Genomic DNA, 22367 nt, shown 5'->3' on the forward strand with positions numbered 1-22367 from the left:
AGCACTCGACTACCGGAACCCGTAGACCAGAACCTTCTTCCCTTCAAAGTGTTCCTGCACACCTTGCACGCAATTCATCGGACAGCTGTAGTCGGGAGTCGACGAGGCTGTCGGGACACTCGCCCGATAGACCACGGATTCGATCTGCGTCCCGTCCGAAGTGATCACGATGTTCAGGTCAGTCTCGACGCCAGCCGCCACAGGTCCTCCGGTAATGTAGCGGACCGACATCGTTCCGGTGCAATCGGAGTTCACCGTGTAGGTGCCGGTCTGGTGAGGATTGAAGGTAGTCGAGCCGGCTTTCGGCACGCCGTTGATGTTCCCAACGTCAGTGCGTGTGAAACCACCGCTGCCGTCGAACGTCACCAGGGCGACGTCATCGTAAATCAACGGGCTCGTGAACGGATGCAGCGTGTTCGTCGAATCGAGCAATCCAAGAATCTCTCCGTGACCGATGAACCCATAGGGTCCCTTTAGCGTTGCCTTGGAGCAAAGGCCCCCGCGACCACCACCGTCGCCATCACCGTCACCATCACCCCTGCCGCCGGCCTGCGCGGTGCCGCTCAGCGACAGAATTGCAACGGCTACCGCCGACCAAACGCTTATATGCTGGGTCTTCATCTTCATCTCCTTGTTAGCAAATCAGGCGCATGAAATCGCGGCGTGCAACAGTCCTTCGGCTGCCGGGATCGGGGCCTGGATCAATCAAACGAAAATAGTCGATATGAAATGGCCGAAGCGATGCCTGGTCGCTGTCGTTTGAAGGACCAGGCGTGGGCCAAAGTGTTGAATTGCGAAAGGCTTTCACCAAGCAGTCGTGTTTCGCCCGGTGTCGGCGGATACGTGCGGAAGGGATGCACGAAAGGCCGCGCAATGGTGACTTCGTGGGTCGGCCACGCTTCAAAGTCGCATAGCGAAAACCAGTGTAATCCACGCTATTTGCGGCGACCTGATGAATATCGGACAAAAGGAAGGCACAATCAGATCGCGCGCTGCGAATCGCGGTGACGCCGCGTGCCCTCTATGAAGCACGTGATGACTTGCACCGTGATTCGCGACATACGGAGACGAGATGGCAACGCACGATTCGTCGCGGGCGCTCGATCCCGCGGACTATATCGCCCACCACCTGCAGAACTTTTCGACGTCGTCGTCGGCTTCAGCTGCGGCCTCGGTGCAACACAGTGTGGGCGCGTTCATCTGGAGTCCTCATGCGCTGGTTTTCGCTGCGGTGCTGTTCGTCGTGCTGGTGTGCTTTGCGGCGCTGAGGGATCGAGGCGCGATGCTCAGCGTCGGGCGCGCGATCAGTTTCGGGCGGCGTCTGTATGTGTGGTGGTCGTGCGCGTGGCGTCAGGGGCTCGCGAGTACGCTGCTTTTCGTCGTCGCCGTGGTGGCGTTTCACTTTCTGGTGCCGCGCACGGCGGCGCCGCTGATGAAATTTTCCGAGCACGTGATTACGCCCGACGTCGCGAGGAGTTCACCGGCATGGTCGACGGTGATTGCGGCGATGCCGGCGATCGTCGCGCTTGCGATCTACCTGCTGGTGAGTCTGCCGATCGCCGGATATATGGTGCGCAGCGGCCTGGCCGCGCATGGTTTCGCCGGCTCCGAACGTTTCGGCTTCTGGCGCGCGGTGTCGCTCGGGCTCACGACGTATCTCTGGTCGGTGCCTGGAAGCCTCGCGATTGCCGATGTCGGAATTTCATTGCCCGGTCATGCCGCGGATGCGCTGCGCGCGATTCTTGTCGTGGCGTGGGGGATGTATATCGTTTTGCCGAGGCAGGTGAAAAGGGTAGAGAGGTTTGCGGCGGGGTGAACATCGTCGAAGCGACTTGATGGTGCATGCGCAACGGCCCGCTCGAAGCGGGCCGTCTTCCATTGCCGCTGCCCACATGGGCAGCGCTCGCCAAACATCAATGATGCGCGTAGACCGAGGCGAGGCCGGCAACGTCCTGTTGCTGCGACAGAGCCGGGACCTTAACCGCGCCAGCTCCGGCCGCCGACGACCCGTTCGCCGCCCCGCCATATGCCGACGCCGCCGCGCCGTTCAGCGCGCTCACGCGTGCCTCGGCGGCCTGGATATCCTGCGGATAGGTGTTGTAATCCGCAGCCGGGTTGTAACCCGCCTTTTCGAGTTGGACCAGTTCCGCGCGAACCTGGGCACGCGTAACCGGCGCGTTGGACTGCGCGAACGAAACGACGGGGACAGCGACAGCAGCGGCAACGATCAGCGACTTGACGAGTTTCATGGTATCCACCTGAGAGCAATTGAGTTGGTTCAGACCACGGTTGCGTGGCCCGTGCATCCAGTCGCGTCGACGTCCGCTTTGCTTTGCGGCACCGCCGACTGGCATGGACGTATTTGAACCGCCTCATGTATTCCGCCTGTTTCCGCGAACCCCGACTTTTGCAACGGTGTTTGTCGGTCAGCCCGGTGGATACATAACGATACGAAACTCGTCGAACTCACCGCGCACCGTTACTGGCCGCGAGTTCGGCGGGTCGAGGAAGCGCGTGCTCAAGACCATCCTGACCAGGGCAATCCTTGCTAGCAGGAGCAACAAAGTTCACATATCGTTCCCCACGGAGCAACGGAGCCAAAGGCTAACGAGGATGTGATGCGCGAAATCAATCAGCAGCGGCTGCGCTATTTCCATGAGGTGCTCGGGCACGGCACGATCCGCGGCGCCGCGGACAGCCTCAACACGTCGCCCTCGGTGATCACGCGGCAGATCAAGCTGCTCGAAGACGAACTGGGCGTGCAACTGTTCGAGCGCCAGGCGCGCGGCGTCCGGCCCACCGAGGCCGCCGCGCATCTGCTGGAGTTCTGGCGCGGCTATCGCGCGCAGCAGGAGAAGTTCGAGGATCAGCTGCACGCGTTGCGCGGCTTGCAGCAAGGCCGCGTCGATCTGGCTGTCAGCGAGGGTTACGTGGATGCGCTGATTGCCGAGGTCATCACGCCGTTCTGTGTGCAATACCCGAAGGTCGATATCGGCCTCACCGTGCTGCCGGTCGACGACGTGCTCGACGCAGTTGCGGAAAGCCGCGCCCATATCGGGCTCGCGTTCAATCCGCCGCCGCATCCGCGCGTCGAATATCGCGCGAGTTCCGCGCAGCCCGTGGTGTTGCTGGTGCGCCGCGACCATCCTCTCGCGCGGCGCGGCAAGCCCGCCACGATCGACGATCTGCTCGCGTGGCCGCTGGCGTTGATGCCGAGCACCTTCGGCATCGGGCACCTCGCAACGATGCTCGCGTTCGTCGAACACGTTGAGATCCGCGCGACGCTCACCACCAATTCGCTAACGGCACTCAAGCGGTTTGTCGCCGATGAAAACTTTGCGACGCTGATCGGAGAGTTCGCGGCCTCGCGCGAGATTCAGGCTGGCGAGCTGGTGACCGTGCCGATCGACCACGCGCTGTTTTTAGGCACGAAGGCGCGCGTGCTGGTGAAATCCGGGCGGCCGCTCGTCGCGGCCGCGCACGAACTGCTCGCGTGGATCTTGCAGCGCATGACGATGTTTGGGGGCGGCGCGCAAAGATGAATCGGGTTGATTCACTGCGACCGCGCGCAATAGGCCCCCACCTGCCGCCTGCGCACCACCATCAACGAACAGACCCCGATGGACGCCACGATATTCACGACCGGATAAAACGCCACGGCCACACTCCATTTCGGCAGCGCAAGAATCGCGAGCGCGTATTTAAGAACGCATAGCGCAAAGTACAAAAGACTCTCACTCCACGGATCAAGAATGGTCTTGCGCACCGTCGGCCCGAGGCCGACGAGTTCGATCAGCGTGACAAGACAGATCGACCAAGTCGGATCATTGGTGAGTATCCAGAGCGGAATAGCCGACAACGCAGCGACGAGGCAAAGCCAATCGAAGGCGGTCCGCCGCCGTTCACCCCGAAAGACGCTCGCGACGAGAACAAAGAAGCAGGTGGCCGCGATCGCCGCCGTAGACCACGCCGAAGGGCCCGCACCGGCGACGAATTGCCCGACCGCCGCAATCGCCGTGACGACCGACCAGACCAGCCACGTGAACAGATGCGGACGTACGGTGCCGCGCCAGATCGCAAATCCATAAGGCAGAAACGCGATCAGCGAAACGATCGCCCCCATGACGCCGAACAGTCGGGTCATGTCCTGAAAGATGCGCATCATAGGAGGATCACACCCGGCACTGTCCTCGATATCGTGCCGGCGGTGCTCCACATGCGCGCGTAAAGAACCGCGTAAACGCTGTCGTCGATGCAAAGCCGACCCGCTCGCTGATCTCGCTGATCGACATCGGCGTATGCGCGAGCAGCGTACGCGCTTCGTCGATGCGCGTTTGCGTCAGCACCTCGGTGAAGGTTTTGCGCTCCGCGGCGAGCTTGCGTTGCAAGGTCCAGCGCGTCAGCGACAGCCGCTCGCAGACGATCGTCTGCAGGCTCTTGGGATCGATCGCATCCGCCTGCTCGCGCAGCACGTCACGCAGACATCGCTCGACCGTCGGAGAAAAGCGGCCCTGCTCGCGAATCCGCTGCAAGATGCCATGCGCGGCATGCATATGAATTTTCGAAAGCGGCGCGTTGTAGACCTCGAACGCGCGATCCAGCGCCGACGACTGCAACACCATCCGATTGCACGCCTGATCGAGTTGAACGCGCACGCCCAACGTCCCGCACAGCGCTCCGAGCGCACCGAGCCGCGCATCGGTGATGCCCGCGTCGCGCACGCGCAGGCGCGCGTCGTAGAGCCTGGCCACGCGCGCGATCAGCGTGAAGTTGCCGAGCGCGCTCGAGGCGTTGCGCCCTTCGCCTTCCGTCACGTATTCGAATGCGACTTCGTCGCCATCCTCCTGCATGATGAGCCAGTCGACATTACCGATAAGGTCGCGGTACGTGACGTAATTACGCAATGCATCGCGCAGCGTCGGACTATTGCAGAGCACGCCCGCGAGCTCCGGGAAATACAGCAGACCATCGAGCACGTCGCCCTCGGGCGCGCCGCGCATCAGGCAGCGTTCCGCGAGCTGGAGCATTGCGACATGCTTGTCGCCCGGGACTCGCGCATCCGCCGCGGCGAGGTCGGCCTCCGCGATGCCGATATCGTGAGCCACTTTGGTGCGATCGAGACCCTCACGCTCCGCCGCGTCGAGCAATCCTCGATAGATGCGCGCTGATACGGACTTCTGACGCAAATCCACTGTGCCTCCTCCGGTCGAAACCTGTCTGCGGGTTTTCCTGACTCTTCATCGGTCAAGTGCTGCACCCGTCGGTCAAGCGCGCTTCGAGCGCATCCCTAGAATTTCTTTCGGCGCATTACCGCGAGCGCTAAGCGTAACAGGACGACAACGTTATGCAATGCAAATCACATGACCGACAACGACAACCCGGAGCGAGACGATGAGAAGCAAGCTGACGATACCTTTTGCCGCAAGCGCCATCGCCTGCGGTGTCGCGGTGGTACTCGCCGCCTGCGGCAATGGCAGCAGCCTCAGTGACCCGCCGTTGCCGAGCGATCCCGATGCACGCGCCGATGCGCGTGCCGCCGCGCTGGTCCAGCAAATGACGACCGCCGAAAAGATCCAGCTCGTGCACGGTGTCGGCATCCCCAACGCGGGACTCGGCGGTCCGTATCCGGCCGGCGTCAACGGAGCAGGCTACATTCCGGGCATCGCGCGGCTTGGCATTCCGGGCCTTGCAATGGCCGATTCGGCGGGCGGCGTCAATGTCGTCAAGTCGAATGCGACGGCGCTGCCCGCGCCGGTGGCGCTCGCGGCAAGCTGGGACCCGGCGCTCGCGAACGAGTACGGCGCGCGTATCGCGACGGAGCTGCGCGTGCTCGGTTATGGCGAAGGTCTCGGCGGCGGCGTCAATCTGGCGCGCGAACCACGCAATGGCCGCACCTTCGAGTACATGGGCGAAGACCCGGTACTGACCGGCACGCTGAGCGCCGCGCGCACGATCGGCACGCAGGCGCAGAACGTCATCGCGACGATCAAGCACTACGCGATGAACGATCAGGAAACGAACCGCATGACGAGCAACTCGGTCGTTGACGAACGCACGATGCGCGAGACCGAGCTGCTCGCCTTCGAACTCGGCGTCACGCAGGGCACGCCCGGCAACGTGATGTGTTCGTACAACCTGGTGAACGGCGTGTATGCGTGCGAAAACCCGTATCTGCTGACCACCGTGCTGAAGAACGAGTGGGGCTTCAAGGGCGTCGTGCAATCGGACTGGACCGCCACGCACAGTACCGTCGCGTCGGCGCTGGCCGGCCTCGATGAAGAAGAGCCCGGCGATCTCGGCGGCGGAGCGTCGATTCCAGGCTTCACGCTGACGTCCTATTTCAACACCGCGCTGACGAGCGCGGTCAATGCAGGCAGCGTGCCCATGTCGCGACTCAACGACATGGTTCAGCGCAAGCTTCGCACGATGATCCGCTATGGCGTCTTCGATTCGCCGCCGACCACGGGCGGAAGTGTCGATCAAACCGCGGGCAATGCGCTGGCGTTGCAGGTCGCGCAGCAATCGTCGGTGTTGTTGAAGAACGCAGTTGCGAGCGGCGATTCGCAGCCGGTGCTGCCGCTGAAAGCGGCGGGGTTGTCGTCGATCGTGGTGATCGGCGGTCACGCGGATGCGGGCGTGCTGTCGGGCGGCGGCTCGGGCGCCGTGCCGGCGGCCGCGGGCAACGCGGTATCCGGCTGCGTGTCGCCGTCGCCGCTGTTGAGCACCTGCGCGACGTGGTACAAATCGGCACCGCTAGCCGCGATTCAGGCGAAGGCGCCGAACGCGAGCGTGACCTTCGTCGACGGCACGAACGCGGCGGCGGCGGCCACCGCGGCCGCGAAGGCAGACGTGGCGATCGTGTTCGCGACGCAATGGGAAAGCGAAGGCGCGGATCTGCCAAGTCTGAGCCTGCCGAGCAATGCGACCGACATCTATAACCAGAGCTACGATCAAAACGCGTTGATCACCGCGGTCGCGGCGCAAGCGAAGCGCGTGATCGTCGTGCTCGAAAACGGCAGCCCGGTCCTGATGCCATGGCTCGGCAACGTGCATGGCGTGCTCGAAGCCTGGTATCCGGGCGTGCAGGGCGGCGAGGCGATTGCCGATCTGCTGTTCGGCACCGTGAATCCATCCGGCAAATTGCCGATCACCTTCCCGATGCAGGACGCGGATCTGCCGCAGCCGACGATCTCGGCCACCGACACGACCGTCAACTACAGCGAAGGGCTCTTCATGGGGTACCGCTGGTATGACGGCAAGCAGATCGCGCCGCTGTTCCCGTTCGGTTATGGGCTGTCCTATACCAGCTACAGCTACTCGGGCCTCAACGCGCAAGTGGATGCCAGTGGCAATGTGACTGTGACCTTCAACGTCAAGAATACGGGCTCACGTGCGGGCGCGGAAATCGCCGAGGTTTATGCCGCGTTGCCGAGCGGTCTTGGCGAACCCCCGAAGCGCCTGGTCGGCTGGCAAAAGGTCGCGTTGCAGGCGGGGCAGTCGCAGCAGATCAGCGTATCGATTGCGCCGAAGCTGCTGTCGACCTGGGACGCGACCAATCACGTGTGGAAGCTCAACGGTGGCGTCTATCAAATGATCGCGGGGGCTTCTTCGCGCGATCCGAATGCGTTGACGGCATCGCTGACGATCGCGGGGCATTGAGCGCCGAGGTGTTGAACCCGCAAGCCCGGCAGCAGGGTACGGGGTCTAGCTCCGTGTCCTGCCTGCCCGGCTAGCTCGTGTCGTGGCCGCTCGGGTTTCGGCATGTCAACCGCCGGGCAGCCGATAAGCGAACTCGTACGAATGCGCGCCATCGACGATGTCGATCTTGAACTCGCCTTCAATGCCGCTCAGCTCGCCCGTGCCCGAATCGGGCACGACCGTCACCGCCAGCGACGCAGCACCGCGATTCATCACGCCGATATGCTGCAGCACGAACGTGCCCTGCTTGCCCGCCAGCGTGCCCCTCACCTGTTCGAGCGCGACATAGCCAGCCGAGCCTTTGACGTTCGTCATCGCGCTCAGCATTTGCCCTTGGGTGGTCGCGACGAGATCGCCGGAGATCTGCTTGTCGATCGACATGCGGCCGAGCTTCGATTCGGCCTCCGCGTTTTCGAACGGCATCGGTTGAAGGGAGACGATGAAGGTGCCTTTTGCGATGTGCTGAGTCATCGGGATTTCCTCCTGGCTTGAACGGGCGATGGCGAAGCGGTGAAACGAGACGCAACGCAATGTGATGCTGGTGAACCGTAGCACACGTCGCTGTCAATTAGCCGCACGCGCCGTGCTGTCAGCCGTGCCGAACGCATCCGCGAACTCGCGCTTCAACCACGCCAACGCCGGGTCCTGATCGTGCGCCGCGGCCCACATCAACGAAACCTCGTAGCCCGGCACTTCGAATGGCAACGGGCTGAGCGCGAGACCGAGCGTATCGCGCCAGACGCGGCCGATGAACTCCGGCACGGTCGCGATCGCCGCCGTGCGTTGCACGATGAACGGACTGGTCGCGAAGTTCGAACTCGAAAACACGACCTCGCGCTTCAGTCCCTGCAGCTCCAGTCGTTCATCGATGAAGCCGCGCAGCTCGGCGCTGAACGAAGTCAGCACGTGGCGGTGGCGCAGAAATTCGTCCCTCGACAGATGCTTGCGACGCGTCTTGACGAGTTGCGGGTTGTAGACGCTCACGAAGCGCCATGAAAACAGCGGCATGAGTCGCTGCCACGGCACGCACTCGCGGAACACGCCGACTGCGAGTTCGATCGCGCCATCGTCGAGCATCGCGGCGGCGCGCGTCGAATCGGTGGAGCGTGCGATCAGCTTCACGCCGGGCGCTGCCACGGCGAGGCGCGCCATGATCTCCGGCATCAGCAGCAGTTCGAGCGAATCGCTGAGGCCGATGCGGAACACCCGCTGCGCGCGGGCCGGATCGAACACGGACGGCTGCGTGAGCGCCTGATGCAGCGATTGCAGGAATGGCTCGATCTGCCGCGCGAGTTCGAGCGCGCGCGGCGTCGGCGTCATGCCTTGCGGCGTGCGCACGAACAGCTCGTCGCCGAAGGTCTCGCGCAAGCGTTTCAGTGCGCCGCTGACGGCCGGTTGGCCAAGAAACAGCCGCTGCGCGGCACGCGTGACGCTGCGCTCTTCCAGCAGCGCGCGCAAGGTCAGCAACAGGTTCAGGTCGAAGCGCCGAAAATCATTTTCAATGATGTTGGCCATGACATTAAACGATTTGAATGATGGGCGTGCACCGCGCATTCTACTGCCACGGGGTCTTCCGTTCACTCTCAGGAGCAATGAAATGGACTGGCAAAATCAGAAGGTCGTGGTGCTGGGTGGTTCGTCGGGTGTTGGGCTCGCGACGGTGAAGCGGCTCGCGGCGGCTGGTGCGAGCGTCGTCGCGGTGGGGCGCGACCGCGCCAAGCTGGACGATGCGCTGAGCGGCATCGGCGCACAGGTGACGGGCGACGCGCTCGATTGCACCGATCGCGCGGCGCTCGAACGGTTTTTCGGCGGCCTCGGCCGGATCGATCATCTGGTGATGACGCTGTCGGGCGGCGAAGGCGCGGGGCCGTTTGCGGAGCTGGATCTGGCCGCGCTGCGGCGCGGCTTCGAGGCCAAGTTCTGGCCGCAGCTCGAAGCGGCGCAGACCGCGCTGCCCGCGCTGCGTCGCGACGGCAGCATCACGTTTCTGACCGCGATTTCGGCGCGCATCGCGAATCCGGGTACGGCGGGTCTGGGCGCGATCAACGGCGCACTCGAAAGCATGATCGGCACGCTGGCGCGCGAGCTGGCGCCGCTGCGCGTGAACGCGGTGTCGCCGGGGGTGATCGATACGCCGTGGTGGGACAGATTTCCGGCGAGCGTGAAAAGCGAGCTGTTTCGGCAGCAAAGCGAAACGCTACCGGTGCGGCGCGTCGGCCAGGCCGACGATGTCGCGCACGCGCTGCAGTTTCTGCTGGAGAACACGTTCATGACGGGGGCGGTGATCGAGTGTGACGGCGGCTTGCGACTACTGTGAAGCACGGGCGCGGGAATATGCGCTGAGGCATCCTACGCCCTCCGAACCCGAACTGGCAGACACATCGTCGCTGCGAAGCACAGCAAATGCAGCGCGGCCAGCAGCACGAACATCGGCAGAAATCGGCTGGGCTGGACATCCGAAGCACCATGCAGCGTCAACGCGATCGCCATCGAAAGCAGCGTCGTGGCGAACGGACCGCCCACTCTCTGCGCGATGTTCAACGCCGTATTCGCGACCGCGAGCCGTTCTCTCGCGATCGACGAATACGCGGCCGAGATCGATGGCACGCTGATCGTCCCCTGACCGACGCCCGCAACGAACAGACTGACAGCGGCCCATCCGGCCGAGAACGAAGCGATGCTCATCCACAGAAACACGAGCGTGCTCAGAAACGCCAGCAATGCGCCGCCCGCCGCGAGCGCGCGGCAACCGAGCCGCTCGGTCAACCAGCCGATCGGCGGGAACGAGCACATCATGCCGACGCCGGTCGCCGCGAGCAGGCCGCCCGCGTGCGCGGCCGACAAACCGCAGCCCGCGATCAGAAACAGCGGCACTGCAAGCTGTCGTCCATACATGATCCCGTTCGCGGAGAACTGCGCGAGTGCCGCGACCGAGAACGTACGCCTTGCAAACATGCGCACGTCGATCAGCGCGGCATCGCCTTTGCGCAACGCGTACAGCGCGAACCCGACGAGAAACACGACGCCCGCGAGCAGCCACGCGAGGCCCACCGCGCGCAACGCGTTCTGAAGTCCATAGACGAGTGCGACCAGCCCAGGGGAGATCAGCGCAAAGCCGGTGAAATCGAACGGCCGCTTCTGCGACGCAGGGGCATCGCGCGGCAGCAGCAACACCGCCATCGCGATGCCGACAGCGCCCACCGGCGCATTGATGAAGAACAGCCACGGCCAACTCGCGTGCGCGAGGACGAGCCCGCCCAGCACCGGGCCGAGAATGGGACCGAGCAGAATGGGCAGCGCGGTGAAGCCCATCACGCGCTCGAGGTTCCTGCCGGCCACTCGTCCGATCATCATCTGCGCCATCGGTACGAGCACACCGGCAACGAGGCCCTGGAAGATGCGCGCGCCGATCAGCTCGCCGATCGTCTGCGCCGCGCCGCACAGCATCGACGCTATCGTGAACGTCGAAAAGCAGAACAGGTACAGCCGCTTCGCGCCGATGCGGTCGACCAGCCAGCCGTTGAGCGGCAACATCAACGCCATCGCGAGCAGGTAGCCGCTGACGATCCACTGCGCGGTGGCGATCGACGCATCGAGCGTATGGCCGATCGTCGACAGCGACACGTTGACGAGCGTCGAATCCATCTGCGACATGAACGAACCGATCGACACGACCGCCGCGACCTTCCAGACGGTGGGATCGATCCGCTCGGAAGCGGACGCGGAGATGTGCTCGCGCATGCCGCTCATCGGTCCGCGCGTGTACGGATGAAGGTCTGGCGCTCGGTCAGGCTCATGTACCGGCTCACGCTGCGTTGCCGTTCGCGGTCGCCGCGGCCGCGGGCTGTACCTGCTCGAGATGGCGCAGCAGCTTCGTCACCATCATCACCACGACGAACGCGAGGACCACGAAGAACAGCGCGAGTGGCGTGAGCACCTGCACCGACACGAAGCCGGCCAGCCCCATCATCGCAGAGGACACCAGCAGCAGCGCGCAGCCGAGAATCGCGCTCGTCAGGCCCGCGATGTGAGGGAACAGCGAGTTGCCCTTAGCCATCAGCGTCGGATACATCGCGCCGGCGCAGAAGCCCATCACCAGCACGGGCGTCGCGAGCGTCCACACGCGCAGGCCGACCGTCAGCGCGAGCAGCAGCATCACAACCGACGCGGCCGCCATCAGCCGCGCGCCGATGCGCAACCGCTGCTCGGCGCTCGGCAGACGCGGACCGTGCAGCCGATTCGACAGACCGCCAAGGAAGTACATCATGCCGATGCCGAGCGCGAGATAGCCGAAGAAGGTCGGCGGCTTGTGCAGCGTGGTCTGCACCATGAACGGCCCGACGATGTTGAACACGAGCAGGATGCTGTAGCACAGGCCCTGCGCGAGGAAACAGCTTTGGAACACGGGGCTCGCGAGCACCTTGCGCGCGTTCGCGGTCAGCGTGCGCGGTTCGAGATGCACGGGCTTCGGCAAGGTCTCGCGATAAGGCCACAAGAGCGCCCACATCACCAGCGAATAGATCAGCAGGAACACGAGGCACGCGCGCCAGCCGAACGCCGTCTGCAGGTGCGCACCGATCACCGGCGCGACGATCGGCGCGAGCCCCCATGCGATCGACATGTACGTGAACGCATGCAGCAACGCCTGACCCGCGAACGAATCGGTGATGATCGCCTTCGCGAGCAGGTTCGTGCTCGCGATGCCGAAGCCCTGCAACGCACGGGCGAGGATGAACGTCTCGAGATTCGGCGCAGCGAGCGACAGCAGACAGCCGACCGTGTAGACGGTCAGGCCGAACGCGAGCACGCGCTTGCGGCCATACGCGTCGGCGATCGGACCGAAGATCAGCTGGCCGAACGCGTAGGCGGCCATGTAGCCGGTGACGCTGGTCTGGATCGCTTGCGGCGAGGTGCCGAAGTAGTGCGCCATCGCGGGCAGCGCGGGCACGTAGATGTCGATGGCGAGCTGTCCGGCGGATGCGAACAGGCAGATCAGGAACAACAGGAAGCGCGGCGAGTTCGGAGCGGAGTCGGCGGAGGCGGGTTGGTCGGCGGTAGCGTGGCTCATGGGTGCATCGAAAGGGAACACTGGCGGCGCGGGCAATCGGCGCGTTCGGATATCGAACGGAAAAGACGCGGGTGCCCCCGGCATTATCGCCGGGTATTGTGCCCGTGGTATCGCGGGAAGTGGGATATTCCCTGGCGAGGGTGTGGGATGGCGCGGCCGACCGGCGCGTTATTTCGCCGCAACGACGCTCATCTCGCGCAATCTTCGATCGACCGCAGCAACGCTCCGTGGTCCGCCGGGTCCTGGAAGAACGCGACGAAGCTCGCGTGTTCGCCGTTTGCGATGCGGTCCGAGCAGTCCTTGCCTTTGAGCGGGGGGCGAGACGCCGTCCAGATCATCGCCATCACGGCAAGGGCCAGCACGACGCCTGTAAAGACGAACCCGAGCAGTAACGCGCATCACGCCGCAATGGATCGCCGCGAAGCCGCTGATTCTGAACGACGCCACCACGCGGCGCTGCGCCCGGCGTTATGGCGACAGCTGGGCCTGGCCTTTCGCGCGGGTACGGTGGAGCGTCCGACTCAGTATGTGCTCGACGTATTGCGGAGTTTGCGGTTGAGCTAGTGAACAAGACTACATGGCCGCGGCTTTGCGTCTGTCCTGTTCCTCGCGATAAAGCACGTACTCCTCCGCCATCGCTTTTGCAACGGATGGCCTCCGCGCGGTGCGTTCGTAGTACTGCCGCACCGATGGCCACTGCGCGAGCTCGACGCCGCTGTAGCGCGCCCAGTTCAACACAGTGACCAGATAAGCATCCGCGACGGAAAACCGCTCCAGCAAAAACTCGCGTCCATGCAAATGCTGCTCCAGCAGATTCAATCGCAACGCCACCTTTTTGTGTGTATAGCTAAGAACGTCGGCGGCCGCGTCCGGATCGAGCAGCGGCACGAATACTCCCTTATGCAGTTCCGTGCTGATGAAGCCAAGCCACTCCTGCAACTTCGCGCGTTCCGCCGTGCCGGCAAGCGGCGCGAGCGCGGCCGCCGGAAAGGCATCGGCGACATAAGGCAGGATCGCGGTGTTTTCGCGCAGCAGCCAACCGTCGTTGGTGCGAAGCACGGGGACCTGGCCGAGCGGATTGATCGGATAGAAATCGGAGCCATCTCGCAGCCGCTTCGATTTCGTGTCGACTTCGACAAAGCGCGCATCGGCGCCGGCCTCGTAAAGCGAAATGCGCGTGGCGAGCGAACACGCGAGCGGCGAAAAATAAAGCTCCATGCTGATGTCTCCGGTCGTCGGTGAAGGTGTTTTTGTACTATAGTGAACAAAAATGGATGACGCCAGAGAATTTTATGCATACCGGTACAAAAACGGAAAAACGCTCGCGCGGACGACCGCGTAGCTACGATTCGCAACAGGCCCTGAACGATGCGCGCGACGCGTTCTGGCATGGCGGCTACTCGGGCACGTCGCTCGACGCGTTGAGCGAGGCGACCGGCATGAACCGGCCGAGCCTGTACGGCGCTTTCGGCGACAAGCACGCGCTGTATCTCGACTCGCTCGATCGCTACATCGCGTTTGGCCGCGATGCGATGCAAGCCGCGCTGCATGGTGACCGGCCACTCGCCGAGGCGTTGCTGGCCGTATACGAAGGCTCGCTCGCGCTCTACTTTCCACCGGGCGAGGTGGCGCGCGGGTGCTTTCTGATCGGCACGGCGGCGGTGGAGTCGAGAGCGGATGCGCAAGTACGTGACAAGCTCGCGCACGGTCTTGCCACGTTCGATGCGGAGTTCGAGCGACGGTTCGAACGCGCGCAAGCGCAAGGCGAGCTCGATGCCGCCGCGAGTCCCGCGCTGCTCGCCAAAGTCGCATCGGCGATTCTGCATACTCTCGCGCTGCGCTCGCGCGCGGGCGACTCGCGCGAGTCGCTGCGTGCGACGGCGCAGGCTGGCGTCGCGCTGATCTGCGGGGCACCGGGCAAAAAGCCAGGCAAGCCATCGAGCAAAACGCCGGGCAAAAAGCCAGGCAAACCACGGCATAGGTCCAAAACCTGAAACGCCGCGACCGAGCACCGCCTAGCGGTTGATGAACCGCTGAAGCTGCGCCGGATAGCGCTCGCCCACCACCTTGATCTGCTCGAGCGCCGCTTCGATGTCGGCGAGATCCGCCGGCGTCAGCACGACACTGGCGGCGCCGACGTTCTCCGCGAGGCGAGGCAGCTTCGTCGTGCCCGGAATCGGCACGATCCATGGCTTCTGCGCGAGCAGCCACGCTAACGCGATCTGCGCGCGCGTCGTGCCTTTGCCATCTGCAATCCGGCCGAGCACGTCGACGAGCGCGGCATTCGCCTTGCGGTTCTCTTCCGAGAAGCGCGGCGCGATATTGCGGAAATCGCTCTTGTCGAAGGTCGTGCGTTCGTCGATCGCGCCGGTCAGAAAGCCTTTGCCGAGCGGGCTGAACGGCACGAAGCCGATACCGAGTTCTTCGAGCGTCGGCAGCACGCTGGCTTCGGGCTCGCGCCACCACAGCGAATACTCGCTTTGCAACGCCGCGACCGGCTGCACCGCGTGTGCGCGGCGGATCGACTCCACGCCCGCTTCGGACAGGCCGAAGTGCCCGACCTTGCCTGCGGCGATCAGATCTTTCACCGCACCGGCGACGTCCTCGATCGGCACGTTCGGATCGACGCGATGCTGATAGAACAGATCGATGCGGTCGGTTTTCAGGCGCTTCAACGCAGCCTCGGCGACAGCGCGAATGTTTTCGGGCCGGCTGTTGAGCGGCTTTTTGGTGTCGCCGTCCCGAAAGCCGAACTTGGTCGCGATCACCACCTGATCGCGAAACGGCGCGACTGCTTCGCCGACCAGCTCTTCGTTCACAAACGGACCATAGACCTCGGCGGTATCGAAGAACGTGACGCCTTGCTCGAAGGCCGCGCGGATCAGTTCGATGCCGGCCGCTTTTTCGGTGGCAGGGCCGTAGCCGAAGCTCAGGCCCATGCAGCCGAGGCCGAGCGCGGATACTTCGAGGCCGCTTTTACCGAGTTGACGTGTTTGCATACGATGCTCCAGTTGATGCGCCCGGCCCCGGCTGCTGCCGCGACCACGACGCTTTGAATGCGACACGAGCCACGCGAGCCGTGGCACTGGAAGCGAGTTTAGGTTGCTGTGTGCGGCTCAACAATATCTCTATACTTGCATGACGTATTGAATTGAATTCACAAATGGCGAATTCCCGACTGCCGCGCGCGGGCCTTGCCGAACTGACCGCCTTCATCACGATCGCCGAGCAGCGCAGCTTCAGCGCCGCCGCGCGCGTGCTCGGGCTGTCGCCGTCGGCGTTGAGTCACGCAATGCGCAACATGGAGTCGCGTCTCGACGTGCGGCTCTTCAATCGCACTACGCGTTCGGTCGCGTTGACGGAAGCTGGCGAGCAATTGCTACGGCGCGTGCGTCCGGCGCTGGCGGATCTCGACGACGCGGTCGGGGAAGTCACGGCCGCGCGCAACCGGCCGTCGGGCACGATCCGCATCAGCGCTTCAGAGGCGTCCGCGAAACAGCTCGTGCGGCATGTGCTGCCCGATTTCTTCGCGCGCTATCCGGAGATTCACGTCGAGTTCGTGGTCGATTCGAGGCTCGTCGATATCGTCGCCGAAGGATTCGATGCGGGCATCCGCGTGCTCGAGGACGTGCCGCGCGACATGATCGCGGTCCGCTTCGGGCGTGACATGCGTCTGGTGGCGGCCGCGTCGCCCGAGTATCTCGCGCGTCATCCCGCGCCCAAGGCGCCGCACGATCTGATGCGGCACCGTTGCATTCGCTTTCGCTTTGAAAGCGGCACGCTGTATCGCTGGGACCTCACGCATCGCGGCAAGAGCGCGAGTATCGACGTCGATGGACCGATGACGCTCGGCAATGTGAACCTGATGGTCGAAGCGGCGCTGGCCGGCATCGGCATCGCCTGGGTGCCGCTCGACCATGTGGCCGAACACGTCGCGAGCGGCCGGCTCGTGCAGTTGCTGCCGGAGTGGAGCCCGACCTTCGTGGGCTTGTGCCTGTACTACCCGGCCAACCGTCATCCGCCGACCGCGCTGCGTTTGTTCGCCGAAGCAGTGCGCGCTTGGGGCGAGCGGCAGTTGAGCGATGAGCGGACCAAGGACCCGCGTCATCCCGTGAAACGAGTCGGTGCGCGAAATCAAAAGCCCGAAACAAACTGAAACATGCACGTTAAGCGTTTTACGGAATAAGACGGCAAACTTGGGCGTTTGCCTGATACCGGCAGCGTCGATTTTCAAACATCTTTCGCACCTTTCATCGCCTTCGTGAACGGAACCCCTATGAACACCCAAGCGAACTCCCTGGCCGATTCGACCGATGCGACTTACCCGCCGCGTTACACGCGCACCGCGATGACATTGCACTGGCTGATCGCGTTGCTGATGATCGTCAACGTCGTGCTCGCTCTGTCCGCTGATTCCCTGCCCGACGACTGGGTGCGTCCGGTGATCGACACGCACAAATCGATCGGCATCACGGTGCTCGGGCTCGCGCTGCTGCGCATTCTGTGGCGCGTGTCGCACAAGCCGCCGCCGTTGCCGCGCGAGTTTGCGTCGTGGGAAAAGATGGCCGCGCATCTCGCGCACTTCGCGCTGTATTTGCTGATGATTGCGTTGCCGCTGTCCGGCTGGCTGCACGATTCCGCGTGGAAGGGCGCGGCCACGCATCCGATGCAGTGGTTCGGCCTGTTCCAATGGCCGCGTATCGGCTATGTGATGCACCTCGACCCGACGCTGAAGGAGACATTGCACGATCGCTTCGGCGTGCTGCATACGTGGCTCGGCTATACGCTTTATGCGTTGCTGGCGATGCATATCGGCGGCGCGCTCAAGCATGAATGGCTCGATCGCAAATCGGTGTTGAAGCGCATGAAGCCGTAAAGCCGCGGCACGAACACGGTTTCATCAACCAACCGCCACCAGCCCCAACCTGAAATATTCGCTTTGAAGAAGACCCTCGAACAGGCACTCGCGGCCGCGTCACCACGCATCCTGCCGCGTCGCGCGACGCTTTGGAGCACGCTGATCCATTCCAGCGTCGTCGTGCTGTGGGCGCTGCTGTTTGCGCGCGCGTTCTTTCTGCGCGGTGCGCTTGCGTGGTCAACCGGGATTGCATATGTCGTCTATGACACGTTGCTGCTCGCGTTCGTCACGTGGAAATCGTTGCCGCTCACGCGCCGCGCGGCGCCGCTCGAAGCCGACTACGAACGGCGCGAACTGCCGGGCATGGGTGTCATCGTCGCGTCGCATAACGAGGCCGCCGTGTTGCCGGTGACGCTCGCAGCGCTGCTGAGGCAGACGCACGGCCCGGCGCAGATCGTGATCGCCGACGACGGCTCCACCGACGCCACAGCCGACCTGCTCACGCAACGCTTCGGCCTCACGCCCGCCGCCGAAGGCGTGCTGAGCGCGCCGAGTTCGCTGCATTCGAATCTGTTCTGGCTGCGCGTGCCGCACGGCGGCAAGGCGCGCGCGCTGAACGCCGCGATCACCGTGATGACGACCGACACCGTGATGACCGTCGACGCCGACACGCTGCTCGACGACGACGCCACCTACGCGATGCGCGCCGCGTTCGCGAGCGAACCGTCGCTGGTCGCGGCGGCGGGCATTCTCGTGCCGGTCTGCGGCAAGTCGCTGTCGGGCCGCGTGTTCCAGTGGTTCCAGACCTACGAGTACATGCGTAACTTCATCGCACGTTTCGCGTGGATGCGCGCGGACAGCCTGCTGCTGATCTCGGGCGCATTCGCGTCGTTCCGCCGCGATGCGCTTGTCGCGGTCGGCGGCTTCGATCCGCAGTGTCTGGTCGAGGACTACGAGCTGATTCACCGGCTGCGCCGCTATTCGGTCGATCACGAGCTCGGCTGGGACGTGCGCGTGGTCGGCGAAGCGCATGCGCGCACCGATGCGCCCGACACCCTCGCAAGCTTTCTGCGCCAGCGTCGCCGCTGGTTCGCGGGCTTCCTGCAGACGCAGTACTGGAACCGCGACATGACCGGCAATCCGCGCTACGGCACGCTCGGCATGCTGATGCTGCCGATCAAGGCGGTCGACACGATGCAGCCGATCTACGGCCTCACGGCATTCGCGTTGCTACTCGGTTTTCTATTCGGCGGACATGGCGCGATCGTCGTGTCGATCTTCAGCGTGATCGGTCTGAAAACGGCGATCGATCTGGCGTTTTACCTGTGGAGCATCCATTTGTACCGGCGCTGGACCGGCGAGCGCAGCGGCAACAGCCTCGGCATGGCGATGCTCGCGGCCGTCGCCGAACCGTTCACGTTCCAGCTCGCGCGTCATCTGGGCGCCGCGCTTGGCTGGCTGCACTTTTTGCGCGGCGGCCGTGCATGGGGCGTGCAACGACGCACCGGGCTCGTCGCTCGCGACGACGATTGAGCACGTCGATGGACAGCTCATAACCCAGGTCAATGTTTCTGTAGGGCGGGTGTGGTAAAGGTAGATCCTTCACGCCGATGCGGCCGATGCGCAATGTGTGCTGCGACGCATCGCGCGTCCCGCCACAGTGCCATGCTGCGGCTGCATCAAGTAGACTGGTAAAGATGCCGCACTGCCATGCAGCGCGGCAACCTTCTATCCGCTCGTGCACGGAGGCTTGACCTATGCATGCAGTTCCCCCGCTAGAACAGGAACAGGAAATCGCCGGCGCCGCGCTTGCCGCCGCGCCTGCTCAAGCCACTCACGACGCGCCGGTGCGTGATCTGCGCCGCGTCGCCATTCATCCCGATTACTGGTACCCGCTCGCGTGGTCGCATGAAGTGAAGCGCGGCAAGACGCTCGGCGTGACCTTCGCCGGCGATCCGATCGTGCTCGCGCGCACCGAGAGCGGCAAGGTGTTCGCGCTCGAAGATCGCTGTGCGCATCGGCAGGTGCCCCTGCATCAGGGCGTGGTCGACGGCGAATCGATTCGCTGCGGCTATCACGGCTGGACCTACGACTGCTCGGGCACCTGCATCGATGTGCCCTACCTCGGCCGCGAGCGTCTGCCGAACGGCGTGCGCTCGTATCCGTGTCAGGAAGTGGCGGGACTGATCTTCGTGTTTCCCGGCGATGCCACGCTCGCCGAGGAACGGCCGCTGCCGGGCTTTTGCTCGGTGTCGGACCCGAAGTACAAGACGCGCCGCTTCGGCCGTCCGGTCAAGTGTCATTATTCGTTCATGCACGAGAACCTGATGGACATGAATCACCAGTTCCTGCATCGGCGCCAGATGGGGCAGATGCGCGCGCGTTCGCTCGGGCGGCGGCGCGGTGAGGGCTGGGTCGAGATCGACTATACGTTCGCGCGGATGGCGGGTCAGCAGCCGATTGGCGAGGCGATGGTGTTCGGCGAGAGGCGCAAGACCGGTGGCTTCAACCATAAAGACGTGATGACGATCCGCACCGAATACCCATACCAGACCCTGCAGATCCGCAACGACGACAAGACGCTGGTGATGGACCTGTGGATCGTCTATGTGCCGCTCGATCGCGAGCAGCGCACCAACCGAACCTTCGGGCTGCTGTCGATCCGCAAGCCCGGCATTCCGGGCGTGATGAATCTCGCATGGCCGCTGCTGGTATGGTTCACTGAGCGCATTTTCAAGGAGGATCGCGAGATCGTCGAGGCGGAGCAGCGCGCCCACGATTCGCAGGGAGCCGACTGGAATCACGAGGTGTTCCCGGTCATCAACGACCTGCGCGCGCTGCTGCGCGAGTGCGGCGCGCCGGACCGGGTGGTCGGCGCGGGCACTGGCGATACCTCGGTGATCCGCTTCTGGGATTCGCGTCACGGCAATCCGCTCGCGAAGACCTGAACGCAGCGCGGCGCGGGTGTGTTCACCGGCGCCGCGCAACCCGTCCCGCCACGGCTTTCTCCCCCGCTGGGAATTAATCCATCTCCGCACGGTAGACAATGCGCGGCGTGCAAGCGGCGATAATGTCGCACGGTACTGTTATTGCTCGCGAGTTTGCGCCAATCGACATTCGTCGCGTCCGCACCCGTGTACCATTGCGCTTTTTCCAAACTTCAAGACTCACTCGTGACCACGCAACAAACCCCCGCCGCCTCGCGTAAATCCCTCACTCTGCTGCAACTGCTTGGCCTGATCGGCGCCGCGGGCCTGATCGCGTCGTACGCGCTGAACCTGCTGGTACAGACGCACTGAAGCAGCGCCCGCGTCGCGCGGGCAGCCTTACGCCGGCGCGCGTCGCCGGCTTTCTCGAGATTCCGATTGCCATGTACAAAAAGGGCGTAGCCGTAGAAATCCAGTTTTCCCCAGAGCGGCTCAACGATGGCGCCGGCGATCCGTACTGGATCGATCTGACCCACGACGAAGCGCAGCGCCTGCTCGACAGCTTGCAGGCGCGGCTCGCGGGAACCGGTAGCGGCACGGTCGCGCCGCTCGTCGTGAGCCTCGATCCGACGGCGCGCACGACTGCGGCGGATGCCGCCGCACCCGCTACGCCCGATGCGCCGTCGGCCGCGAACGCCGCCACGGCCGAGGAGTTCAAGCAATGGGTCTGCGTGATCTGCGGCTGGGTCTACGACGAAGCCGCCGGCGTGCCGGAAGAGGGCATCGCGCCGGGCACGCGCTGGGCCGATGTGCCGGCCGACTGGCGCTGCCCGCTGTGCGATGTGGGCAAGGACGATTTTGCGCTGGTGGAGTTTTAAGGGGCGCGCCGAGGCTCGCCTGATAAACCTGCTCTACGCCGTCCGTTCCGGATAGTCCGCGCCCTCGGTCGTCGCTCGCCATGTGTCGAAATCGCCGCGCATGAAATCGAGCTTCTTGTACGCGAGATCGAGCGCGGCCTTGCCTAGCAGCAGACGCAGCGGCGGCGTGTCCGACAACGCTGCATCGATGATCGCCTGCGCGGCGCGCACCGGGTCGCCGGCCTGCTTGCCGCTGCGCGCTTCGGTCTGCTTGCGGCGTTCGCCGGCGGTCGACGCGTAGTCGTCGATCAGCGTCGCCGACTGCTTGATCGACGGCCCCGCCCAGTTGGTGCGGAACGGCCCCGGCTCGACGATCAGCACGCCGATGCCGAGCGGCTTCACTTCCAGCGCGAGCGATTCCGACAACCCCTCGACCGCATACTTGGTCGCATGATAAAAGCCGGTCGCCGCGAAACTCGTAATGCCGCCGATCGACGACACGTTGACGATCAAACCGCTGCGCTGCTCGCGCATGATCGGCAGCACGGCCTTCGTGATGTCGATGAGACCGAACACGTTGGTCTCGAACATCGCGCGGACTTCGCTGTCGTCGCCTTCCTCGATCGCGGCCAGATAACCGTAGCCCGCGTTGTTGACGAGCGCGTCGATGCGGCCGAAATGGCGCTTCGCCTGCGCGACCACGGTTTCGATCTGCGCGCGATTGGTCACGTCGAGCGGCAGCACCAGCGCGCGCTCGCCGTGCCCCTGGGCGATGTCCTTCACTTTCGATGCATCGCGCGCGGTGACGACCGCGCGCCAGCCGCGTTCGAGCACGAGCTTCGCGAGCTCGCGGCCGAAGCCGGTGGAACAGCCTGTGATCAGCCAGACGGGATTGTCTCGATTCATCATGTGGAACACTCCTGTTGAGGGTCTATGACGTGAGGACTCGAAAACGGCGC

General features: G+C 64.1%; 23 protein-coding genes. 12 read left to right on the plus strand and 11 right to left on the minus strand.

The features are described from left to right. Positions 1–9: 9 nt before the first annotated feature. Complete coding sequence (locus AB4Y34_RS06330; protein ID WP_176378770.1) at positions 10–621, minus strand: hypothetical protein; 612 nt, start codon at positions 619–621, stop codon at positions 10–12. A gap of 451 nt (positions 622–1072) precedes the next feature. On the opposite strand from AB4Y34_RS06330, the gene AB4Y34_RS06335 reads away from it, so the two are divergent. Beyond that, positions 1073–1816 (plus strand): hypothetical protein, encoded by a 744-nt coding sequence (locus tag AB4Y34_RS06335; RefSeq protein ID WP_176378769.1) that lies wholly within the window; start codon positions 1073–1075, stop codon positions 1814–1816. A gap of 97 nt (positions 1817–1913) precedes the next feature. Here the strand turns inward: AB4Y34_RS06335 and AB4Y34_RS06340 are convergent, their stop codons facing one another. Beyond that, positions 1914–2249, minus strand: a complete 336-nt coding sequence (locus tag AB4Y34_RS06340) for a DUF4148 domain-containing protein (protein WP_176378768.1) — start codon at positions 2247–2249, stop codon at positions 1914–1916. A 369-nt stretch (positions 2250–2618) separates the two neighbouring features. Here AB4Y34_RS06340 and AB4Y34_RS06345 point away from each other — a divergent pair, with 369 nt between their 5' ends. Then, positions 2619–3542, plus strand: coding sequence for a LysR family transcriptional regulator (locus AB4Y34_RS06345; RefSeq protein WP_176120901.1), 924 nt, complete (start codon positions 2619–2621; stop codon positions 3540–3542). A gap of 11 nt (positions 3543–3553) precedes the next feature. On the opposite strand, the gene AB4Y34_RS06350 is transcribed toward AB4Y34_RS06345, so the two are convergent. Then, positions 3554–4165, minus strand: coding sequence for a hypothetical protein (locus AB4Y34_RS06350; protein ID WP_368715550.1), 612 nt, complete (start codon positions 4163–4165; stop codon positions 3554–3556). 7 nt (positions 4166–4172) lie between these two features. Beyond that, the gene (locus AB4Y34_RS06355; RefSeq protein ID WP_368715551.1) at positions 4173–5192 is read right to left on the minus strand and encodes a helix-turn-helix domain-containing protein; all 1020 of its coding nucleotides are present in this window, start codon (positions 5190–5192) and stop codon (positions 4173–4175) included. A 199-nt stretch (positions 5193–5391) separates the two neighbouring features. Between AB4Y34_RS06355 and AB4Y34_RS06360 the strand changes: the two genes are divergently transcribed. After that, the gene (locus AB4Y34_RS06360; protein ID WP_368715552.1) at positions 5392–7659 is read left to right on the plus strand and encodes a glycoside hydrolase family 3 C-terminal domain-containing protein; all 2268 of its coding nucleotides are present in this window, start codon (positions 5392–5394) and stop codon (positions 7657–7659) included. A 105-nt stretch (positions 7660–7764) separates the two neighbouring features. On the opposite strand, the gene AB4Y34_RS06365 is transcribed toward AB4Y34_RS06360, so the two are convergent. Beyond that, positions 7765–8169: a DUF3224 domain-containing protein gene (locus AB4Y34_RS06365; protein ID WP_176107032.1), complete on the minus strand. Its 405-nt coding sequence runs from the start codon at positions 8167–8169 to the stop codon at positions 7765–7767. Positions 8170–8262: 93 nt separating this feature from the next. Continuing rightward, positions 8263–9213: a LysR family transcriptional regulator gene (locus AB4Y34_RS06370; RefSeq protein ID WP_368715553.1), complete on the minus strand. Its 951-nt coding sequence runs from the start codon at positions 9211–9213 to the stop codon at positions 8263–8265. 82 nt (positions 9214–9295) lie between these two features. On the opposite strand from AB4Y34_RS06370, the gene AB4Y34_RS06375 reads away from it, so the two are divergent. Further along, a complete protein-coding gene (locus AB4Y34_RS06375; protein WP_176107030.1) occupies positions 9296–10015 on the plus strand; it encodes an SDR family oxidoreductase in 720 nt (239 codons plus the stop codon). A 32-nt stretch (positions 10016–10047) separates the two neighbouring features. On the opposite strand, the gene AB4Y34_RS06380 is transcribed toward AB4Y34_RS06375, so the two are convergent. Then, entirely contained in the window at positions 10048–11448 is a 1401-nt protein-coding gene (locus tag AB4Y34_RS06380; RefSeq protein ID WP_176378762.1) for a DHA2 family efflux MFS transporter permease subunit, read from the minus strand. 55 nt (positions 11449–11503) lie between these two features. Further along, a complete protein-coding gene (locus AB4Y34_RS06385) occupies positions 11504–12766 on the minus strand; it encodes a multidrug effflux MFS transporter (protein WP_176378761.1) in 1263 nt (420 codons plus the stop codon). Between the two features lie 147 nt (positions 12767–12913). On the opposite strand from AB4Y34_RS06385, the gene AB4Y34_RS06390 reads away from it, so the two are divergent. After that, positions 12914–13330 carry a hypothetical protein gene (locus tag AB4Y34_RS06390; protein ID WP_176378622.1) on the plus strand — a complete coding sequence of 139 codons (417 nt, stop codon included), beginning with the start codon at positions 12914–12916 and terminating at the stop codon, positions 13328–13330. A 9-nt stretch (positions 13331–13339) separates the two neighbouring features. On the opposite strand, the gene AB4Y34_RS06395 is transcribed toward AB4Y34_RS06390, so the two are convergent. Continuing rightward, positions 13340–13984, minus strand: coding sequence for a glutathione S-transferase C-terminal domain-containing protein (locus tag AB4Y34_RS06395; protein WP_368715554.1), 645 nt, complete (start codon positions 13982–13984; stop codon positions 13340–13342). Between the two features lie 74 nt (positions 13985–14058). Between AB4Y34_RS06395 and AB4Y34_RS06400 the strand changes: the two genes are divergently transcribed. Further along, positions 14059–14760, plus strand: coding sequence for a TetR/AcrR family transcriptional regulator (locus AB4Y34_RS06400; protein WP_368715555.1), 702 nt, complete (start codon positions 14059–14061; stop codon positions 14758–14760). A gap of 21 nt (positions 14761–14781) precedes the next feature. Here the strand turns inward: AB4Y34_RS06400 and AB4Y34_RS06405 are convergent, their stop codons facing one another. Continuing rightward, a complete protein-coding gene (locus tag AB4Y34_RS06405; RefSeq protein WP_368715556.1) occupies positions 14782–15765 on the minus strand; it encodes an aldo/keto reductase in 984 nt (327 codons plus the stop codon). 179 nt (positions 15766–15944) lie between these two features. Between AB4Y34_RS06405 and AB4Y34_RS06410 the strand changes: the two genes are divergently transcribed. The 6 genes from AB4Y34_RS06410 (at position 15945) to AB4Y34_RS06435 (ending at position 21429) form a co-directional block, all read left to right on the plus strand. After that, positions 15945–16922, plus strand: coding sequence for a LysR family transcriptional regulator (locus tag AB4Y34_RS06410; protein ID WP_176378963.1), 978 nt, complete (start codon positions 15945–15947; stop codon positions 16920–16922). A gap of 120 nt (positions 16923–17042) precedes the next feature. Beyond that, entirely contained in the window at positions 17043–17642 is a 600-nt protein-coding gene (locus tag AB4Y34_RS06415) for a cytochrome b (protein WP_176378757.1), read from the plus strand. Positions 17643–17705: 63 nt separating this feature from the next. After that, on the plus strand, positions 17706–19157 hold the full coding sequence (locus AB4Y34_RS06420) for a glycosyltransferase (protein ID WP_368715557.1): 1452 nt from the start codon (positions 17706–17708) through the stop codon (positions 19155–19157). 224 nt (positions 19158–19381) lie between these two features. Then, positions 19382–20572 carry a Rieske 2Fe-2S domain-containing protein gene (locus AB4Y34_RS06425; RefSeq protein WP_368715558.1) on the plus strand — a complete coding sequence of 397 codons (1191 nt, stop codon included), beginning with the start codon at positions 19382–19384 and terminating at the stop codon, positions 20570–20572. Positions 20573–20797: 225 nt separating this feature from the next. Continuing rightward, positions 20798–20923 (plus strand): hypothetical protein, encoded by a 126-nt coding sequence (locus tag AB4Y34_RS06430; RefSeq protein ID WP_255208719.1) that lies wholly within the window; start codon positions 20798–20800, stop codon positions 20921–20923. A 71-nt stretch (positions 20924–20994) separates the two neighbouring features. Beyond that, complete coding sequence (locus tag AB4Y34_RS06435) at positions 20995–21429, plus strand: rubredoxin (protein WP_176378754.1); 435 nt, start codon at positions 20995–20997, stop codon at positions 21427–21429. 33 nt (positions 21430–21462) lie between these two features. Here AB4Y34_RS06435 and AB4Y34_RS06440 read toward each other — a convergent pair whose 3' ends face one another. Next, the gene (locus tag AB4Y34_RS06440; RefSeq protein ID WP_176107020.1) at positions 21463–22317 is read right to left on the minus strand and encodes an oxidoreductase; all 855 of its coding nucleotides are present in this window, start codon (positions 22315–22317) and stop codon (positions 21463–21465) included. Between the last annotated feature and the right edge of the window lie 50 nt (positions 22318–22367).

Origin of the sequence: Paraburkholderia sp. BR10954, from assembly GCF_040965775.1 — a bacterium.
GTDB lineage: Bacteria > Pseudomonadota > Gammaproteobacteria > Burkholderiales > Burkholderiaceae > Paraburkholderia > Paraburkholderia youngii.

What these genes read in the sequence shown, in the direction of transcription:
- AB4Y34_RS06330 (WP_176378770.1), bottom strand. Translation starts at nt 621, where the DNA reads ATGAAGACCCAGCATATAAGCGTTTGGTCGGCGGTAGCCGTTGCAATT.
- AB4Y34_RS06335 (WP_176378769.1), top strand. Translation starts at nt 1,073, where the DNA reads ATGGCAACGCACGATTCGTCGCGGGCGCTCGATCCCGCGGACTATATC.
- AB4Y34_RS06340 (WP_176378768.1), bottom strand. Translation starts at nt 2,249, where the DNA reads ATGAAACTCGTCAAGTCGCTGATCGTTGCCGCTGCTGTCGCTGTCCCC.
- AB4Y34_RS06345 (WP_176120901.1), top strand. Translation starts at nt 2,619, where the DNA reads ATGCGCGAAATCAATCAGCAGCGGCTGCGCTATTTCCATGAGGTGCTC.
- AB4Y34_RS06350 (WP_368715550.1), bottom strand. Translation starts at nt 4,165, where the DNA reads ATGATGCGCATCTTTCAGGACATGACCCGACTGTTCGGCGTCATGGGG.
- AB4Y34_RS06360 (WP_368715552.1), top strand. Translation starts at nt 5,392, where the DNA reads ATGAGAAGCAAGCTGACGATACCTTTTGCCGCAAGCGCCATCGCCTGC.
- AB4Y34_RS06365 (WP_176107032.1), bottom strand. Translation starts at nt 8,169, where the DNA reads ATGACTCAGCACATCGCAAAAGGCACCTTCATCGTCTCCCTTCAACCG.
- AB4Y34_RS06370 (WP_368715553.1), bottom strand. Translation starts at nt 9,213, where the DNA reads ATGGCCAACATCATTGAAAATGATTTTCGGCGCTTCGACCTGAACCTG.
- AB4Y34_RS06375 (WP_176107030.1), top strand. Translation starts at nt 9,296, where the DNA reads ATGGACTGGCAAAATCAGAAGGTCGTGGTGCTGGGTGGTTCGTCGGGT.
- AB4Y34_RS06380 (WP_176378762.1), bottom strand. Translation starts at nt 11,448, where the DNA reads ATGAGCGGCATGCGCGAGCACATCTCCGCGTCCGCTTCCGAGCGGATC.
- AB4Y34_RS06385 (WP_176378761.1), bottom strand. Translation starts at nt 12,766, where the DNA reads ATGAGCCACGCTACCGCCGACCAACCCGCCTCCGCCGACTCCGCTCCG.
- AB4Y34_RS06390 (WP_176378622.1), top strand. Translation starts at nt 12,914, where the DNA reads ATGGCGCGGCCGACCGGCGCGTTATTTCGCCGCAACGACGCTCATCTC.
- AB4Y34_RS06395 (WP_368715554.1), bottom strand. Translation starts at nt 13,984, where the DNA reads ATGGAGCTTTATTTTTCGCCGCTCGCGTGTTCGCTCGCCACGCGCATT.
- AB4Y34_RS06400 (WP_368715555.1), top strand. Translation starts at nt 14,059, where the DNA reads ATGCATACCGGTACAAAAACGGAAAAACGCTCGCGCGGACGACCGCGT.
- AB4Y34_RS06405 (WP_368715556.1), bottom strand. Translation starts at nt 15,765, where the DNA reads ATGCAAACACGTCAACTCGGTAAAAGCGGCCTCGAAGTATCCGCGCTC.
- AB4Y34_RS06415 (WP_176378757.1), top strand. Translation starts at nt 17,043, where the DNA reads ATGAACACCCAAGCGAACTCCCTGGCCGATTCGACCGATGCGACTTAC.
- AB4Y34_RS06425 (WP_368715558.1), top strand. Translation starts at nt 19,382, where the DNA reads ATGCATGCAGTTCCCCCGCTAGAACAGGAACAGGAAATCGCCGGCGCC.
- AB4Y34_RS06435 (WP_176378754.1), top strand. Translation starts at nt 20,995, where the DNA reads ATGTACAAAAAGGGCGTAGCCGTAGAAATCCAGTTTTCCCCAGAGCGG.
- AB4Y34_RS06440 (WP_176107020.1), bottom strand. Translation starts at nt 22,317, where the DNA reads ATGATGAATCGAGACAATCCCGTCTGGCTGATCACAGGCTGTTCCACC.